This is a genomic window from Enterococcus malodoratus ATCC 43197 (genome assembly GCF_000407185.1).
GTDB lineage: Bacteria > Bacillota > Bacilli > Lactobacillales > Enterococcaceae > Enterococcus_A > Enterococcus_A malodoratus.
The window spans coordinates 502330-520067 of sequence record NZ_KE136481.1; the positions used below are offsets into that span (position 1 = coordinate 502330).

16 protein-coding genes are annotated in these 17738 nt (G+C 38.7%); 3 read left to right on the plus strand and 13 right to left on the minus strand.

The window, feature by feature from the left end:
• Nucleotides 1-59: 59 nt before the first annotated feature.
• The 11 genes from I585_RS02400 to I585_RS02450 all read right to left on the minus strand — a co-directional run bounded on the left by I585_RS02400 (nt 60) and on the right by I585_RS02450 (nt 10708).
• Nucleotides 60-776 carry a pseudouridine synthase gene (locus I585_RS02400; protein WP_010739436.1) on the minus strand — a complete coding sequence of 239 codons (717 nt, stop codon included), beginning with the start codon at nt 774-776 and terminating at the stop codon, nt 60-62.
• Nucleotides 777-1358, minus strand: coding sequence for an SMC-Scp complex subunit ScpB (gene scpB, locus I585_RS02405; protein ID WP_010739437.1), 582 nt, complete (start codon nt 1356-1358; stop codon nt 777-779).
• Nucleotides 1355-2101 carry a segregation/condensation protein A gene (locus I585_RS02410; protein ID WP_010739438.1) on the minus strand — a complete coding sequence of 249 codons (747 nt, stop codon included), beginning with the start codon at nt 2099-2101 and terminating at the stop codon, nt 1355-1357. The genes scpB and I585_RS02410 overlap by 4 nt, the downstream gene beginning before the upstream one ends.
• Before the next feature lies 1 nt (nt 2102).
• On the minus strand, nt 2103-2468 hold the full coding sequence (locus tag I585_RS02415; protein WP_010739439.1) for a GNAT family N-acetyltransferase: 366 nt from the start codon (nt 2466-2468) through the stop codon (nt 2103-2105).
• A gap of 15 nt (nt 2469-2483) precedes the next feature.
• Entirely contained in the window at nt 2484-3374 is an 891-nt protein-coding gene (gene xerD / locus I585_RS02420) for a site-specific tyrosine recombinase XerD (protein WP_010739440.1), read from the minus strand.
• Between the two features lie 112 nt (nt 3375-3486).
• Entirely contained in the window at nt 3487-3942 is a 456-nt protein-coding gene (gene fur / locus I585_RS02425) for a ferric iron uptake transcriptional regulator (RefSeq protein WP_010739441.1), read from the minus strand.
• A gap of 113 nt (nt 3943-4055) precedes the next feature.
• The gene (locus I585_RS02430; protein ID WP_010739442.1) at nt 4056-4913 is read right to left on the minus strand and encodes a CvfB family protein; all 858 of its coding nucleotides are present in this window, start codon (nt 4911-4913) and stop codon (nt 4056-4058) included.
• Nucleotides 4914-5093: 180 nt separating this feature from the next.
• Entirely contained in the window at nt 5094-6779 is a 1686-nt protein-coding gene (locus tag I585_RS02435) for a cell division site-positioning protein MapZ family protein (protein ID WP_010739443.1), read from the minus strand.
• A gap of 192 nt (nt 6780-6971) precedes the next feature.
• Nucleotides 6972-8081 (minus strand): RNA polymerase sigma factor RpoD, encoded by a 1110-nt coding sequence (rpoD, locus tag I585_RS02440; protein ID WP_010739444.1) that lies wholly within the window; start codon nt 8079-8081, stop codon nt 6972-6974.
• 22 nt (nt 8082-8103) lie between these two features.
• Nucleotides 8104-9924, minus strand: a complete 1821-nt coding sequence (gene dnaG, locus I585_RS02445; protein ID WP_034708274.1) for a DNA primase — start codon at nt 9922-9924, stop codon at nt 8104-8106.
• A gap of 148 nt (nt 9925-10072) precedes the next feature.
• Complete coding sequence (locus tag I585_RS02450; protein ID WP_010739446.1) at nt 10073-10708, minus strand: lysozyme family protein; 636 nt, start codon at nt 10706-10708, stop codon at nt 10073-10075.
• A gap of 184 nt (nt 10709-10892) precedes the next feature.
• Between I585_RS02450 and I585_RS02455 the strand changes: the two genes are divergently transcribed.
• The 3 genes from I585_RS02455 (at nt 10893) to I585_RS02465 (ending at nt 15300) form a co-directional block, all read left to right on the plus strand.
• Entirely contained in the window at nt 10893-11615 is a 723-nt protein-coding gene (locus I585_RS02455) for an alpha/beta fold hydrolase (RefSeq protein ID WP_010739447.1), read from the plus strand.
• A 4-nt stretch (nt 11616-11619) separates the two neighbouring features.
• Nucleotides 11620-14199, plus strand: coding sequence for a bifunctional lysylphosphatidylglycerol flippase/synthetase MprF (gene mprF / locus I585_RS02460; RefSeq protein WP_010739448.1), 2580 nt, complete (start codon nt 11620-11622; stop codon nt 14197-14199).
• A 360-nt stretch (nt 14200-14559) separates the two neighbouring features.
• Complete coding sequence (locus tag I585_RS02465; RefSeq protein ID WP_010739449.1) at nt 14560-15300, plus strand: hypothetical protein; 741 nt, start codon at nt 14560-14562, stop codon at nt 15298-15300.
• 72 nt (nt 15301-15372) lie between these two features.
• Here the strand turns inward: I585_RS02465 and I585_RS02470 are convergent, their stop codons facing one another.
• Together I585_RS02470 and dnaJ are read right to left on the minus strand one after the other, a co-directional pair.
• The gene (locus tag I585_RS02470; RefSeq protein ID WP_010739450.1) at nt 15373-16362 is read right to left on the minus strand and encodes a plasmid pRiA4b ORF-3 family protein; all 990 of its coding nucleotides are present in this window, start codon (nt 16360-16362) and stop codon (nt 15373-15375) included.
• Nucleotides 16363-16451: 89 nt separating this feature from the next.
• Entirely contained in the window at nt 16452-17615 is a 1164-nt protein-coding gene (gene dnaJ / locus I585_RS02475; protein WP_010739451.1) for a molecular chaperone DnaJ, read from the minus strand.
• Between the last annotated feature and the right edge of the window lie 123 nt (nt 17616-17738).

The window sequence follows — 17738 nt, forward strand, 5'->3', positions numbered from 1 at the left end:
TTTTTTATTGTAAAACTACTATAACAATTTTACTATCAAAAAACAAGTAAATGATTTTGCTACCTAGATTGATTTAGCAAACCGTTGATCTCTTTTGAGTTCAGACGTCGGTATTCACCTGGACGCAGACCTTGTAAAGTCAAATCCCCGTAACGTTCTCGCTTCAATTTTTGAACAGGCAGTCCAACCGCCGCCAACATGTTTTTCACTTGATGATTGCGGCCTTCGTGAATAGTTAACTCAACAATACTTGTCTCAGCCTTCTTGTCCGTCGAAAGAATTTCAAACCGCGCGGGCGCAGTCTTTTTACCCTCAATTCTAATTCCTCTTGTTAAGGGTAAAAGATTTCTTTTTTCCGCATAACCTTTAACTTTTGCAACATAAACCTTGTCGATTTGATGTTTCGGATGGGCTAATCGTTGTGAAAAATCACCATCATTTGTCAAAATCAGAATACCGGACGTATCATAATCCAATCTCCCTACTGGATAAATTCGTTCAGAAACCGCCGTAAAATAATCTGTCACAACTTTACGATTTTTGTCATCAGAAACTGCTGAGATCACACCGCGTGGTTTATAAAAGAGATAGTGCACAGGTTCTTCTTGATAGATGGGGACACCATCAACTTCTACGATATCTTTCTTGCCAACTTTTGTCCCTAACTCTTTTACGAGTTCACCATTCACTTTTACTCTTCCACCAGTGATATACTCTTCGGATTTGCGTCGCGACGCGATTCCCGCTTGCGCGATAACTTTTTGTAATCTCTCCATTTATTGACCATCCTCTTCTTTAAATCGATCGTAAAACAAATCTAATGATTCGTCTTCATCCGCTAAATCTTCTTCCATTTTTTGAACATCTGGCAACTCTTCTAAATCCTTCAGTCCAAAGTAATCCATAAAATAATTACTAGTTCCATACAAAATTGCACGGCCCGGACCATCAACGCGCCCCTTTTCCTCAATTAATTGTCGAGCCACTAATGTCTGAACAGCTCCACTTGATTGAACTCCTCGTAATTCATCAATCTCAGATCGCGTCACAGGCTGTTTGTAAGCTATGATAGAGAGCGTTTCAAGTGCTGCCTGACTTAAACGGTTAGCCATAGGAGAACGAGCAAATTCCTTTAGTAAGGGGGCAAACTCCTTTTTAGTACTCAAAACAAAATGGTTTCCTACTTCTAAAAGAGTCAATGCTGAATTTTCATCCTTCTCATAAGATTCCTTTAAATTATTAATACTCTGATAAATCTCCGGCATTGGGCGTCTCAGCGTAAAGGATAATTCTTCCAAACTAATCCCTTCTTCACCTACCACAAAAAGCATAGCCTCGATTTGACTCAATTGATTCATATAATGACTCCTTTAAAAATCAAGATTGGTGCACAGGTCTCTTTCTGAATTGCCAAAGCTTGACCTTTTTTCATTAATTCTAACAATGCCATGAAGGTTGTAATCATTTCGTCCTTCGTATAATCCACAAAAAAAGACTCCAATGACAAGCCTTCATTCTCAGATAATCTTACTAATCGTTGACTAATTTCATTTACCTTTTGATCGACAGTAATCGTTTCAGCAGAAACCGTCGTCTCAATCGTCTGGTTTCGTTTCTTACGTTGTAAAACATCATGTAACGCCAAAAAAAGGTCAATCGTATTCAATTGATTTTTGGGCAGCGGCAGAATTTCTTCTTCATAATCAGTCAGATCCATTGGCGCTTTCGTATAAAACAAACTACGCTCTTGTTCCTTTTCTGACAAAACAGTCGCCGCATACTTATATTTTCGATATTCTAAAAGTTGCTGAACCAAAGCTTCACGCGGATCTTCGCCTTCTTCATCATCATAATCAAACTCCAGCTCCGGTTTCGGCAAAAGCATTTGACTTTTAATCGACATCAGTGTTGCCGCCATTACCAAATACTCTCCCGCCACTTCCAGCTCCAGTGTCTTCATAGTATGAATAAAATTCATGTACTGTTCCGTAACTTCCGCAATAGGAATATCATAAATATCGATCTCTAACTGTTGGATAAGGTGAAGTAACAAATCCAGCGGCCCTTCAAAAACATCTAATTTCAAACTGATTGCTTCCATATTACCCTCGCTTATGTTCCTGCCATTTTGCCAAAAAAGCAGAAGTCGCAGGTGTACCAATAATTTTTTGATCTGGATACAGCGCCTGTAATTCATCCATCATTACAATACTAATACCCTCGCCGCGATACGAAGGATTTAAACTGATGTCATGAAGTACGATTTCTTGATCTTCTAATTTGCTGATGCCAATTACACCTTGCACATTATCAGAATTTTCATTGTAATAACAAAAAAGCTGGTAATGATCATCACTTTCATATGTATCTATTTCTTTCAGTAAATGTTGTTGATCTCTCAAGGTTTCATGAAAACCTAAAAGGCCCATCGCGATTTTTCGTTGATTCTTTCGATATTGAGTAAGCATTTTTTCTCCTCCTAATTAAGCGCGCGGGAAAAATTCTTTGTATACTTCGGTCATTCTTCGTTTAGTTATATGAGTATAAATTTGTGTAGTAGATATATCCGCATGACCTAAAAGCTCTTGTACAGTCCGTAAGTCTGCTCCATTTTCCAACAGATGGGTTGCAAAACTGTGCCGTAGCGTGTGGGGCGTAACATCTTTAGTGATTTCTGCCTTAATTACATGCTGCTTCAGGTTCTTCCAAATTCCTTGGCGGCTCAAGCCATGTCCATGGTTGTTAACAAATAAATGAGTTTCATTAGGTGTTTTTTTCGTTAATAAGGGACGAACTTCCCCAAGATAACGTTCTACCCAATGAATCGCATAATCCCCAAGTGGAACTATTCGCTCTTTATCACCTTTCCCGACAGTTTGCAATAATCCCATCTCTAGATGAATATCACCCAGCCTTAACCCGATCAGTTCGCTAACTCGTAAGCCAGTTGCATACATCACCTCCAAAATCGCACGATCCCGAATCCCTAAATCTGTTGTCGTATCTGGCGCAGCAATTAAACGTTCCACCTCTGCAAGTGAAAGTGTTTGAGGTAATTTTTGAGCCTTTTTAGGGCTATCGATATGCTGCATTGGATCATGATCTGTATAACGCTCTTGACGTAAAAACTGATGAAAGCGACGTAAGCTAGAAATCATTCGCGTAATCGTAGTAGATGCTTTACCAGCTTCGGTCAGACTCGCCAAAAAAGCCACAACCATATAGCGATCAACTGCCTGCCATTCATTGACATTCTGGCCAGCCAAAAATGACAAATATTGTTGTAAGTCTCTTTGGTAACTAATTCGTGTATTTTCGGAAAGACCGCGCTCGATCGATAAATAATGCAAATATTCCGTTATTTGTTCTTCCATGTTTTCACCACTTTCGCTTTATCATAACAAAAAGTCCCTTGAAATGATAGCACGTATCTTTACAAGGGACTATATAATTTAATTATAACTTAATCCAATTTGCCAAGGAAAGTTAAGCATCTTTTTTTTCTTGGCAGCTTTGGCAAATACCGTGGAAAGTCAAGCGATGATCCTTCACTAGAAAATGATATCTCGATTCAACAACGTGCTCAACCTCACCCAATAGATCTTCCTCGATTTCCTCAATATTTCCACATTCAAGACAAAGTAAATGATGATGAAAATGCTCTGCCCCTTCCTTGCGCAAATCGTAACGTGCTAGGCCATCATCAAAACTTATTTTATTGACGATATGCAGCTCAGTTAAAATCTCCAATGTACGATAAACTGTTGCTAAGCCGATCTCAGGGCTTTTCTTTTTGACTAAAAAATATATTTCTTCTGCCGATAAATGGTCTTTCTCATTTTCCAATAAAACGAGAACGGTGGCTTCACGCTGAGGTGTCAACTTGAATCCAGAATCATGAAGTTGCTTTTTGGTTTTTTGTAGGGCTAAGATAGCGTTCAAGAGAACCCTCCTCCATCTATTTTATAATAATTCTAAATAAGAATTCAAATCACTGCAAGTTTTCTTAGAATTATTATAGTTTATCGGCTTTATTTATGCAAGGACATTCTCAATTAGCTTTTTAGGCGGATTTCTCCGTCTTTTTGCTCGATTAATTTTTCTTTCAATAAATGACCGATTGCACGTTTGAATTGTCCTTTGCTAATTCCAAAGGCTTCTTTTATCTCTTCTGGAGCTGATTTGTCCCAATAAGGCAATACATGATTGGCATTTCTTTGCAGTAACGTCAAAATCATCGCTGCATCATCGTTGATCATCTCATAACTACGAGGTTTCAAAGACATATTTAGAACGCCGTCTGGTCGAACCCCGATTACACGCGCCTCGACTATTTCACCTAAACGCGGTTCTTGATAGCGTTCTGAAGGATGAACGAAACCAAGATAGAAATCTTCCGTAATCAAATAAGAGCCGATAACTTTTAAGCGATAGATCGTGCCTTTTTTATTTTCGTTTTGCATTTCACCAGAGCCAGCACGACTCAATGAGTGAAAGATTGCCTCATCTGCTAATGTACCCCACATCCGGTCTTTTTCATCAACCCGCATGCTGATCATTAATTGATCGCCTTTTTTGGGCCATAGCTCTTTCATACTAGGCATTTCGTCCAAAGAAACGACCATGTCTTTATCAGGCAGTCCAATATTCACAAAAACGCCAAGATCTCTACGAACATCTGTTACTTCTCCAAAAGCATAATGACCAATTCGAACTTGCGGAATCTTTGTCGTAAAAACGGCTTCTTTCTTTTGATTGACGTAGCCGAAACCTTCAACTGATTCACCAATTTTATGCGAGACATCCTCCTCCTTCAACAGACGGAATGTCACACCATTTTTTTGTACTAAATACATGCTTTCATTTTCATCGATGATTAACCCGGTAAATACTTGACCTAATAATTCATTCATAATCATTACTCCCCATTTATATTAATATCTGTTCATCTTCATAGTACAGATCATTCTGTCAAAATTCACAGATTATGTCTTATTGTTTCATCTAAAGATGAGCCGTCATTTTCAATAAATATTATAGCTCATTATTAAAGCTGGGAAGAACGTTCTCCCCAGCCTTAATGTTCATATTAATTAATTGGGACCATCGCCCTTAAACCAACCTGTTTTACAGTTGATTGTGACTAAATACATAGGCAGATCGGAATTTGAATAACCTTTCGTTAATGATGCCTGGTTGGAAGTGGCATAAAGATTATAAAAACCTTCCCCATTTTCAACTTTTACCGGCTCAAGACTATACCCGCCTTCCACTATGTAGCCTCGCGAGATACAAGTTTGTATAACCTTTTCTTTAACTCCAGGCGCCCAGGCATAGGCATCGCTGCTAGTATCTCCAACTTGGTTAGTGCTATTAGTTGTTTTCCTGTTTTGTGCTTCTTGATCAGCTTTTTCTTGTTCGGCCTTTTCCTGTGCTGCCTTTTCTGCCGCCGCTTTTTCATCAGCCGCCTTTTTCTCTTTATCTTTTAAGGTCTGTTCGACCTTCGCTAATTCTTCTTTTTGAGGTTGGATCAATTCTTGATTAGTGACTGCCTTAACAGCGTCATTTGCAACATTATATTGGTCTCTATTGACTGAATCGATAACATTTCCGTCTTTCAATAGACCGTCAGCGGCTTTTTTTGCAGCCTCAATTTTAGTATATTGATCTTTTGCGTTATTAATTGCTTGATTCATTAAGTTATCAAAATCTTTATCCCCTGTATTAATAGATAGATCAACAGGAGAAGCAGCTTTCAATAATGGTTTATCCGCCAGTTTATTTCCGCTGATTGCAGCAGCTGTAAACAATTGATTAACGGACTGTTCGGCCTTTTGTTTATCCGTTAACTCATCGTACCCCTTCTTTAATTCTGCATAGCGCTTACTATCTTTGTAGCGGGATAGTTCTTCATCAATTTTACCAGCATTAAGATTAACCTTATCTGCAGCAAGAAACACTTGCTTATCATCAGTATAATAACTCGCTAAACTTTCTTCGATTGAATCAAGCGCCTTATTTTCCTTTTTAACAGTTGCAATGCGTTGGGCTTCAACTTCTTTTTCGTGGTGATAATAATATCCTCCACTTGCACCCAAAACTGCGATAGCAGCTAAAGTAATATAGAGTCTCTTTCGGCTTTTTTTAGATTTTTCTTCAGAAGAGCCAGGTTGCTCTGGAGGTAAATTCCCATCATCAAATTCCTCTTTTACCTTCTCCGCATTTGCTTCTTGTTTTTCAGTCTCTGTTACTGCAGGACCCTCATCTTCAAGAAGATCAACTTCTTTGTCCGTAGACACCTCTGGTAACTTCGAATTTTTTTCATCAGTTGTCTCTATTTCATCATTGTCCTCATTTTTACTTTCAATGATGTCAGAAAGTGGTTCTTTGATTTCCGTATCTGGGGTTTCTTCTGATAATGCAGATTCATCTAGCTGAGTTGACTCTGCTTCAAGCGTTTTCTCGGCATCTTCCTTTTCCGGTTTTCCTTGCTCATCTTTGTGCTCACGAATGTATTCTGCCAAAATAGGATTCATTTCGGGAGTCTCTTCTTTTAATTCTTTTGAATTTTCTTCTTTCATCTTATCCTCGTTATCCTTAAACATTTTTTGCACAGATTCAATTGGCATATCGGCAAGTTCGGACCATTCTATCGTATCATTTTTATCATTAATGTCATTGGAATTTTCTGAATCATTTAACTGTAATGAAAAGCCACACTTCGGACAAGTCGTGCATCCTTCGACTGGTTCAAAACCACAGTTAGGGCATTTTTGCAATGAAATCGGCTCCTTTTTTTAATCATATGTTTTAATCTATCATATGTTTAGGGATGTTCCAAGCAATTTTCGAATGAATTAATCAAAAATAATAAATTCCATTCGCATTTTGAAGAATGCGTATTAGCGCGATTTTACTCCAATAATCCTACAAAAAAACTCCTCGAGAAGTTCCCGAGGAGTTCGAAATATTTATTCCAAAAAGTCTTTCAATTGTTTTGAACGAGATGGGTGACGTAATTTCCGTAGTGCTTTCGCCTCAATTTGACGAATACGTTCACGAGTAACCCCGAACACACGTCCAACCTCTTCTAACGTTCGAGTTCTGCCATCGTCCAAACCAAAGCGCAGACGTAAAACATTTTCCTCACGATCAGTCAATGTATCTAAAACATCTTCCAATTGCTCTTTCAACATTTCAGAAGCCGCATGTTCAGCAGGACTTGTTGCTTCTTGATCCTCAATAAAATCGCCTAAATGTGAATCATCTTCTTCGCCGATTGGCGTTTCCAAAGATACCGGTTCTTGAGCAATTTTCAGAATCTCACGAACTTTTTCAGTTGGCAAGTCCATTTCAGCACCGATTTCCTCTGGTGTTGGTTCCCGACCTAAATCTTGTAATAATTGACGTTGCACACGAATTAACTTATTAATGGTCTCGACCATATGCACAGGGATACGAATTGTTCTCGCTTGGTCAGCAATCGCTCTCGTGATTGCCTGACGAATCCACCAAGTTGCATAAGTTGAGAATTTGAATCCTTTACGGTAATCAAACTTCTCAACAGCTTTCATCAAGCCCATATTTCCTTCTTGAATTAAATCAAGAAATTGCATACCACGACCAACGTAACGTTTGGCAATACTTACAACTAAACGTAGGTTTGCTTCCGCTAGACGTTGCTTTGCCTCTTGATCTCCTTGTTCGATCAACAATGCCAATTCAACTTCTTCTTCAGCGGTCAACAGCGAAACGCGTCCGATTTCCTTCAAATACATACGAACTGGGTCGTTGATTTTGACACCAGTTGGGGCCGATAAATCTTCTTTTTGCGCGGCTTTCGCAGTTTTTTCATTTTGTTTTAAACTAGCCTTAGAAGGTTCACCATTTTCATCAACGACACTGACACCAGCATCTTCGACTTTTTGGATCAATTGATCCATTGCTTCTGCGCCTAATTCGAATGGCGTGGCTAATCGATTTGTTAACTCATCGTAAACCACCTGTCCCATAGGTTTCTTTTCCTTAATCAAGGCCGCTAAAGCTTTTTCGTACTCTTTTTTGTTTTTTACATCTGCCATAAAATAAATGCCCCTTTCACTTCTAGGCTTGTTTCAAGCGTTTCGTCAATTCGATAATTTGAACAGTCAACTCTAATTCACGTTGCTGGTTCCCGTTTTTTCTGGCCTCAAGCTGCTCTTTTTGTCGTTGTTTGATTTCTTCAGCAATGCCAGATTGGGAAATAACCCGCATCAAATCATAGATTTCTCGTTCGTTACTATCTTCTGACATGGATATCATCGAGATATTGATGACTAGTTGCCTCATCTCATCTTCTTTTAGATAGTTCAAAAAATCTGCTAAAATAAAATTTCCATGAACCATCATATAACTATCTAAGTAAAGAAGCAATTCTTGATACTGATCGTGGATAAATTGAAAATCCGTTTGAACCAATTGTTCACGAATCGAACTTTCATTCATGCAACGATACAATAACATTTGCTCAGCCTTTTCTTCTTTTGTTAACACTTTTCTTACTGGCTGAACCGGTGCAGGAGAAGCGACTGTCTGTTGTTGACGACGTTCCGTACGTAACGTTTGGCGAACCATTTGCAGCTGTTGCTTTAAACTTTCTCGTGTCAAATGAAATTCGACTGCCAACTGTCCCAAATACAAATCTTGTTCAACCGGAGACTGGACCTTCGCCAAATCTTGCATTACGAACTCAAGATATTTTAATCGATCAGACTCATTATCAAGATTTAACCCCTTCTTGTGATACTGCATCTTAAATGCAAAGGGTGTCTGTCGACCATGTTTCAATAAATTTTGTAACTCAGCTACACCATATTTTCGCAAATACTCATCTGGATCAAGCTTTTCTGGTACAGTAACCGTTGCGAGAGTTAATCGACTATGCGCATCTAGAATAGCCAGTGCACGATCTGTAGCCGCTTGCCCCGGGTCATCACCATCGTAAGCTATTACTACTTGACCAGTAATTCGCTCTATCGCAGCTATTTGCTGCTCAGTCAAGCTGGTACCCATTGAGGCTAAGCCGATTTTGATGTCCGCCTGCCAGGCAGCTAATACATCCATAAAGCCTTCAAATAAAACCGCTTCGCCTTGCTTGCGTATTTCGTTTCGCGCTTTGTCGAAGTTGAACAATACTTGTCGTTTGTTAAACAATTCAGTTTCAGGCGAGTTTAAATATTTTGGTTGATCATTCCCAGGAAATTCTTCTGTTTTTAGCATCCTCCCGGAAAAACCAATCGGCTTTCCCCGAAAATCATTCAAAGGGAACATCACTCGCTGATAAAAACGATCACTAAAGCTTCCATCATCGCGCCGAATAAACAATCCACTTCGTTCCATCAAATCAGCATTTACTTTATCCTGTTGGGCGACTTGAACTAAAAAATCACGTTGACTTGGCGCAAAACCGATCTTAAATTCGCTGATCAGTTCGTCGCTTAATCCACGTTCGTGAAGATAAGTCAAAGCATCCTCCCCGGCTTTCGTATTCATCAATAAGTGATGATACAAATCCCGAGTCCGTTCATGTAAAGCGATCAATTGCTGCTGTCCTGTTGATGTTTGATTGATCGGTTCGCTAGAAATCTCAATATCTAAAGGAATTTGTTCCATGTCGGCAACCTTTTTTACTGCTTCGGGAAAACTAATCCCTTCTAATTCTTGTAAAAAAGTATAAACATTGCCGCCTTTGCCACATCCAAAACAATGAAATATCTGCTTGTCCTCAGCAACTGAAAATGACGGAGTCTTTTCTTCGTGAAATGGACAAAGCCCCAAATAATTCTTGCCGGATTTCTTAAGTTGAACATACTGACCAATAACTTCGACAATATTTGTTTTTTCACGAACCTCATCAATAACCTGTTGGGGAATTCTTTGCACCAAAAACCTCACCCCAATTCCCAAAAATATGATAACAGCCGTAAAAAATCGCCCCAATTCATCTTTCGAACAGCGCGATTTTTTTAGACAAACTTATACGACTATCATTTTAGCATATTTCTTTATTATTACAAGCTTTCCGCTCATTATTTTAACTATTTTGAAACCTTTGAAATAAGTCAATGAATCGCTTGTTCATTTGGACGATTTCGGCATAAAACATGTTACCACCGTTTTGATACAAATAACCGCCATTGTATAACACTGACTGCATCTGCATATACCGATATGTGTGTTGCTGATCGTTTCCATACCCTGGTGATAAAACATCCCTTGAGTACTCTTCCGCTAACTCAACACTATTTTTACCCCCGCGTTCTTGTACGTACTGAATATATTTAGTCCCAAAATTATACGCCTGAATCGCGGTATTAAGATCGCAACCAGCAGCTTTTGCCTGCTTGTAACTTTCCGCAAAATGTTTAACGCCATTCTCGATACTTTCCTGTTGGCTGGCAATTTTCCCGCGACTGCCGTAAACACTTTCGGAACTTTGCATTAGGTCCGTTCCCTTCCCTTTTGATTCCGTGTACATAATCCCTAAAATAACATCAGTATAGTTGCCAATTCCTGCCTGATCTGCCAAGGTTTGCACATCACTGCGGTAACTGTTTACCGTGTTTGTATTCTTGTAGGTTCGAACTGTAAAAATTCCGCCGATTATCAGGACGGAAATAATTGCAAAAGCAATAATTATTTTCAAAAAATTTCCAATTAATTTCAACATAAAAATCTGCCCAACTATCTTCTTTTTTCTTTATTCATACTACAAGAATCGGTTGAACTTTTAAAAGCAAAAAATGATAGCTTTATATTTAATTAATCATTCTAAAGTTTTCATTTTGTCTGGGAATTAAATTAATGTGCAAGATTTAAAAAAATCGGTATACTTATGACTGGTAGGTGATGTTGTGAAAAATGAAAAAAAAATTGCTCAAATGAGCGATGGCTCAGAAATCTATTATGAAAAATACGGTCAAGGACCAGCGCTCTTTTTGCTTCATGGTAACGGCGGCAGCGGTCGATATTTTTCAAAACAATTAAATAGTTTCAGCAAACATTTCAACGTTTATGTCGTTGACAGCCGTGGTCATGGCCGTTCAACCAATACGCAAAAAGAGACGAGCTTCCAATTAATGGCCAACGATCTCGCTACGATTATGGATCAAGAAAAACTTGATCATGCGGATCTTTTAGGTTTCAGTGACGGGGCCAACTTAGCGATGGTTTTTGCACGTCTTTATCCCAAGAAAGTAGATCACTTAATTTTGAATGCCGGCAATACTGTACCCAGCGGTGTTCGCACAATTCCGCATTTGTTAAGCTATGTACAATACGCGATTGTCCGGGTGGGAGCTTTCGTCGATACAGGAATGAGGAACTTTCTTCCAATTTTACGCTTGCTTTTCCGAGATATCGGTTTGACCGCAGAAGATTTGAGTCAGATTCAAGCACCAACGTTGGTCATCGTAGGGAAACATGATTCGATTAAAACTCAACATTCCATGTATATCGCACGATCAATTCCTAATGCAAGTTTTGCGATTGTTTCAGGGCAAGGTCACATGTTCGCACGAAGAAACCCAAAGCGCTTCAATCAGGAAGTCTTACAATTTCTAATCGAGGAGGAGTAATTTGGTGGAAAAGTTAATTGAATGGTTCAAAGCACATCTAAGCAAGCTTAAAATGATTTTTTTGATTTCAGTTATCATCATTGTATTATTTGAATTATCTAATATCGCGAAAAAGATTTCTTTCAGCCAACTTTCAACTATTTTTAGCGAGATCAGTATTTGGAATATTTTATTAATGGGGCTGATTGGGCTGATTTCTGTGATACCTATGATCGGTTACGATTTCACATTAAACAGCATTTTGGAACAAAAGCCCAAGAAATTATATATCTTTGAAACCAGCTGGTTAGTCAATACTTTAAATAACATTGCTGGATTTGGCGGATTCGTAAGTGCGGGATTGCGTTCAGAGTTTTACGGAAAGCAAACTTCTGGGAAAAAAGTTGTACAGGCTTTATCAAAAATCCTTGTTTTCACTATGTCAGGATTGTCTATTTACGCTTTGCTTTCTTTTTTTCTGGTAATGTTTGACGATCATAATGCCTATTTACGTCAATACTGGATTTGGCTGATTGGCGGCGGACTCTATTTTCCAATCATCTTCTGTCTGAGCCTTTTCGGTAAAGGTGAATATCTTGGCGATTTGAAGAGCTCTCACAGACTTGAATTGATCGCTACCTCTTTTCTTGAATGGACAGGTGTGTTGATCAGTTTCATTTCTACTGGACTTTTAATGGGTGTCAACGTCAGCATTCGTGATGTTGTACCGTTATTTATCGCAGCAACAGTCATCGGAATCGTGTCAATGATCCCAGGCGAACTTGGAAGTTTCGACCTGATGATGATTTTTGGATTATCTGCCCTTGGGACTCCTCGCGAGACCGTAGTAGCATGGCTTTTATTATTCCGACTTTTTTACTATTTTATTCCTTTTGCCATCGGTTTAATTCTTTTTTTCAAAAACCTTGGTACGACAATCAATACACGCTACAAAGGAATTCCAGTCAGTTTGTCTAAAGAATTAGCGCACAAACTCGAAAGCTTTCTACTCTATTTTACAGGGATAATGCTCGTTTTATCTGCAACTATACCTGAGGCATTTATTCGCTTGCCATTCTTACAGCGTCTAAATCCGATTCATTCTAGGGTAATCGTTGTCTTTCCAGCCATCCTGCTGGGTTTCTTATTGATTGTTTCTGGTCGTGCAATTTCTGCGCGTGTCAAACGAACTTATATCCCAACGATTATTATTGTGACGTTTACTTTCCTGTATTCCTTACTTGCAGGTTTTCGTATTTCAACCGGGATCTTCCTCGCACTCTTGTTACTATTTGTTATTTTTTCGAAGAATGAGTTATTTAGGGAGCAACTTGTCTACTCTGCCGAATGGGTAACGATTGATGGAATTATTATGGGCGGTTTGACTATTCTGTATATTATTATTGGTGTGTACAACAGTCCGAAAACTCATCATCGTCATCATTTACCGGAATTTTTCCTATTCCCAAGTGAACAAATTTGGATTGTTGGCTTTGTCGCAATCTTGATTGTCTCTTTCATAATCTTGCTATTAATTCGCTTTTTGAAGAACAAACGCATTCAGGTAGGCGAGACACTCGATGAAGAGCGAGTTCAACATATTTTAGAAACTTATGGCGGTAATCCGGACAGCCAGCTAGTATTTTTAAAGGATAAAAAAGTTTTCTATTATAATGACGGTGAAGAAGATACGGTGTTTTTCCAATTGGCTACCTTTAATAATAAAATTTTAGTAATGGGTGACCCTTCTGGGAAATCAAGCGACTTTGAAGCGGCAACAGAGGCTCTAATCAATGAGGTGGATCGCTATAATTACTTACCTGTCTTTTACGAAAATAGTGAAGAAATGGTCATGATCCTCCACGAGTTTGGCTATGACTTTATCAAGTTCGGTGAACGGGCCCATGTACACCTTCGTGATTTTACCTTGAGCGGAAAGAAAATGAAGGGTCAGCGCGCCAGCTTCAATAAGGTACTTAAAGAAGGCTATCAATTTGAAGTTCTCAAACCACCTTTCTCGGTTGAAACTATGAAGTCATTGAAAACAATTTCTGATGAGTGGCTAGGCAGCCGCAAAGAGAAGGGCTTCTCGCTCGGTTTCTTTTCGGAGGATTACTTACAACGAGCACCTATCGCTGTGATAAAAGACAGCGATGGTGAAATTGTTGCCTTCGCGAATTTTATGCCAACCTATACAAACGAAATTGGCACAATCGATTTAATGCGTCACAGTCCTGAAAAAGCACCTAATGGAACCATGGATTTTCTTTTTATCAATCTTTTCCAATATATGCGCGATGAAATGGGCATCGAATATTTTGATTTGGGAATGGCCCCTTTAGCCAATGTTGGAACATCTCGAAAAAGTTTTACTCAAGAACGAGTCGCTTATTTGGTTTACAACTTTGGTTCTCGTTTCTACTCGTTTGGCGGGTTGAAAGAGTATAAGGATAAATATGCGAATGAGTGGCTTCCAGAATATGTTTTGTATTCTCGTGATAGTTGGATCGGCTACGTTATGATTGCACTATTGATTACCGATAATGCGCCGATTCAAGGTGATAAAAAATACCGTGGCTTTAAACGTTTTATCTTTAGAGATTAGCAGCTTCGTTTTCGAAGTTGCTTTTTTGTCTTGACAAGCCCAAGGTATCCGTCTAGTATTAACAACAATATAAATGAAATCAGTTTGGAGCGCTTATTATGACTCAATTAATCTCTTTACAACTGAATAATTTTTACTTTAGCTATTTTAGATAGGTTTGTATTCATGCTTCGTGGATACAGACGTTCAAGTTTGTATCTATGATGGCTAAGGCTTTTCACGCTGACTTTTCGCCACGTAGATGAAAATCTATTGTGGCTTTATGTTTGTATTATTAAAGCTCATTGTAGATTTTCGAATCTATGATGAGCTTTTTTCTTTGGCGATTATGCGGCAATAAAAAAAATTGGAGGAATATCTATGAACACTGTACCTAAAATTATGATTAAACCAGATGGTCTTGCCGCAATCGGTAGTTACGCAACTTCTTTATGGACAAAACGAAAAGTAGTCTTAATTAGTGATCAGAATAATTTCAACACGTACGGAACAAAGATACTTCAATACTTGACTATTTTTGGATTTGACGTACAAACTTTACTATTAAATGAATCACTATATACCACTAACACTGCGAGTTTTGTCTATGAATTTCTGACAAGGCAAAAGTTCTCCTCATCTGATGGTGTCATTGGTCTAGGGGATGACGCACTCTGCCAGTTAAGTGGCTATATTTCAGCAACTTATCTTGGTGGCCTTTCATTGATTCAAATACCGACTACTTTGAGCGCTCAACTAACTGTTTGTACCCAAAGAAAAGCATGTTTAATCAATCTTGAGGCTAAATCTTTACAATCAGTAATTACAAAAACAGATGGAATCATGATTGATACATCTTTGATCGAAAACTTATCTGATGATGAATTATCCGAATGCCAGGCTCTATTGCTCAGATTAGGAATCTCACAAGATCACGAGTGCCGACATGAACTACGTAGAATGGCTCGTATTGTTGGTCATCAATTAAACCAAGAAAATTTATTTAATTCACTAGCCATATCCAATCAATCTGCTAGTTGGATAAAACTTGGTGATTCCTCGAATACGACTAAAAAAAATCATAGAACGGCACTTTCACTAAAGGTCAAGAAAAATTACTAAAACATAAAAAGTCTAGGACAAGGTGTCCTAGACTTTAATAAACAAAGAATACTGTTTTGAATTAACTTGAAATTACTCTCGTTCTAATTTTTTATTTATTGTTGCCAAATCAAATGGCTTCCAAAGCTCATTACCACGTGAATCTTCCATTGGTGTATCTCCCTTTGCCTTGACGCAAATCGCATGGTCATCGTGCATTTCCTCATTAATGATAATTTTTTCGACTAAGATCCGATGATCCCAGTCACACCCGAAATCATAAATATATTCGATTTTGACGCCTTCACGAAAGTCCTCGTCAATCACCTGTTCTTCTTCAGAAAATCGTGACATCTCTAATTCGCTCGGCCCGATCATTTTTGTACGATCGACAAAGAAACTATGCAGATGACTATCCTCCCAATCAAAAGCAACCTGTAAAATGCGATGCAAACGTCCATACGTAATGTCAGCTGGGATTTGGAGCCTACGCCAAATTGGCGGTTTATATCCTTTTAGATCAACACGTATTAAATAGCTCTTCTCCTGATTCTCCGTATGTTTTTTCTTAGGAAACTTCAAAATATTATTAAGGTTGCTTTTTTGGGGAACTTCCTCAAGTTCATAATCATGATGACCGTCCGTATAGGAGTCTTCAACTTCAAAATTCCCTTCACGCCATTCGTCCATAATTCCTAATTTTGTTTTTGACCAAAAATTTGGACTGCTCATACGTGTCAGAAAGGTCGTTTTGTTAAGATAGATAAAATATTGCATATTTTTGCAATCTTTTTCTGTAATGATTCCCTCATGATAAAGCGCACTATAGAGGTCTAATAAAATTTGATAGGCATAAAAACTTTCGTCAATAAACAGCGGCATATGCTTCGGCATGTGATGAATCAATGCATCTCTTACAATTTTTTCATCCAATAATTTATTACTAAGCTTTCCTTTATCGACAAAACTTAAAAAAAATTCAACTGTGCGAATAAGTCCATCCGGTTCGGCGAGTCCTCCAGCAATAAAATAATGCATCATGTCTCTAGTCATTCGGTCAAACAACTTATCTAGTTTATCCATACGAACCTCCTTCAACACTTATTCTCTTCTTAATAATAGTAAAAGAAAAAAGAGGCTCAATCAATAGAGAATTGATTGAACCTCAAATTTTATTTTTTGCCGCCAAAAGCATCTTTCATTTTTCCAAAGAAGCCTTCTTCTTTTTGTTCAGTAACAGTTTGCCCGCCAGCCTCAGCGAAAGCATACAAAGCTTCACGCTGCTTTTCGTTTAAGTTCTTTGGCGTAATAATCTTCACGGTTACTTGTTGATCACCATTGGTATTTCCACGTAGTCTTGGTGCCCCTTTACCGCGAAGTCTAAATTTAGCACCTGTTTGCGTTCCAGCTGGCACTTTTAATTTTACATCACCATGAACAGTCGGTACGTTTATTTCATCACCTAATGCGGCTTGCACAAAGCTTAACGGCAAGGTGTAATAAATCTCTGCACCATCACGATCAAATATATCGCTTTGCTTTACTTTAAAGACAACATATAAATCGCCGTAAGGTCCGCTATTAACCCCAGCTTCTCCTTGATCAGCCAAACGCATTTGTTGACCATCCTCAACCCCAGCAGGTACTTTAACCTTCACTGTGTGTGGACGTTTTTCGTGACCTGAACCGTGACAAGTTGGACATGGATCTTTAATTTCTTTACCGGTACCATGACAAACATCACAAGTTTGACGACTCATAACACGGCCAAGTGGTGTTTGGTGTTCCACATTGATTGATCCGGAGCCGTGACATTTATGACATACTTCTGGTTGTGTTCCAGGTTTTGCACCATTTCCGTTACACGTGTGGCAAGTTTCTTCACGATTGTATTTAATGTCTTTTTCCACACCAAAAATAGCTTCTTCAAACTCCAAATTGATTGAGTATTGTAGATCTGCACCCTGTCTTGGAGCTTTCGGATCCGCTTGACGCGAACCACCACCGCCGAAGAAGGACTCGAATATATCTTCAAATCCAAAACCGCCTGCTCCGCCGCCAAATCCACCAGCACCTCCGAAGCCGCCTGCTCCGCCAGCACCAAAGTTCGGATCAGTTCCTGCATGACCATATTGGTCATAAGCAGCACGTTTTTGCGGATCACTTAAGATTTCATAAGCCTCAGAAATTTCTTTGAATTTTTCCTCAGCGTCAGCTTCTTTATTAATATCTGGATGGTATTGTTTGGAAAGCTTGCGGTATGCCTTTTTTATTTCATCATCCGAAGCACCTTTTTGCACCCCAAGGACTTCGTAATAATCCCGTTTTGTAGCCATTGGCTTCCCTCCATAATTTCATAGAATCGTTAGTATTGTATCACAATCAAAATCGATACGATACTTTTCTTAGTATTTTTCTAAAGGTTTGACCAATCTTGAAAGAAAAAAGGCCAAAGTGAT

Bases quoted from the DNA above. Each gene is read 5' to 3' on its own strand.
- I585_RS02400 (WP_010739436.1), bottom strand. From the start codon at position 776: ATGGAGAGATTACAAAAAGTTATCGCGCAAGCGGGAATCGCGTCGCGA.
- scpB (WP_010739437.1), bottom strand. From the start codon at position 1,358: ATGAATCAATTGAGTCAAATCGAGGCTATGCTTTTTGTGGTAGGTGAA.
- I585_RS02410 (WP_010739438.1), bottom strand. From the start codon at position 2,101: ATGGAAGCAATCAGTTTGAAATTAGATGTTTTTGAAGGGCCGCTGGAT.
- I585_RS02415 (WP_010739439.1), bottom strand. From the start codon at position 2,468: ATGCTTACTCAATATCGAAAGAATCAACGAAAAATCGCGATGGGCCTT.
- xerD (WP_010739440.1), bottom strand. From the start codon at position 3,374: ATGGAAGAACAAATAACGGAATATTTGCATTATTTATCGATCGAGCGC.
- I585_RS02430 (WP_010739442.1), bottom strand. From the start codon at position 4,913: ATGAATGAATTATTAGGTCAAGTATTTACCGGGTTAATCATCGATGAA.
- rpoD (WP_010739444.1), bottom strand. From the start codon at position 8,081: ATGGCAGATGTAAAAAACAAAAAAGAGTACGAAAAAGCTTTAGCGGCC.
- I585_RS02450 (WP_010739446.1), bottom strand. From the start codon at position 10,708: ATGTTGAAATTAATTGGAAATTTTTTGAAAATAATTATTGCTTTTGCA.
- I585_RS02465 (WP_010739449.1), top strand. From the start codon at position 14,560: ATGAACACTGTACCTAAAATTATGATTAAACCAGATGGTCTTGCCGCA.
- I585_RS02470 (WP_010739450.1), bottom strand. From the start codon at position 16,362: ATGGATAAACTAGATAAGTTGTTTGACCGAATGACTAGAGACATGATG.
- dnaJ (WP_010739451.1), bottom strand. From the start codon at position 17,615: ATGGCTACAAAACGGGATTATTACGAAGTCCTTGGGGTGCAAAAAGGT.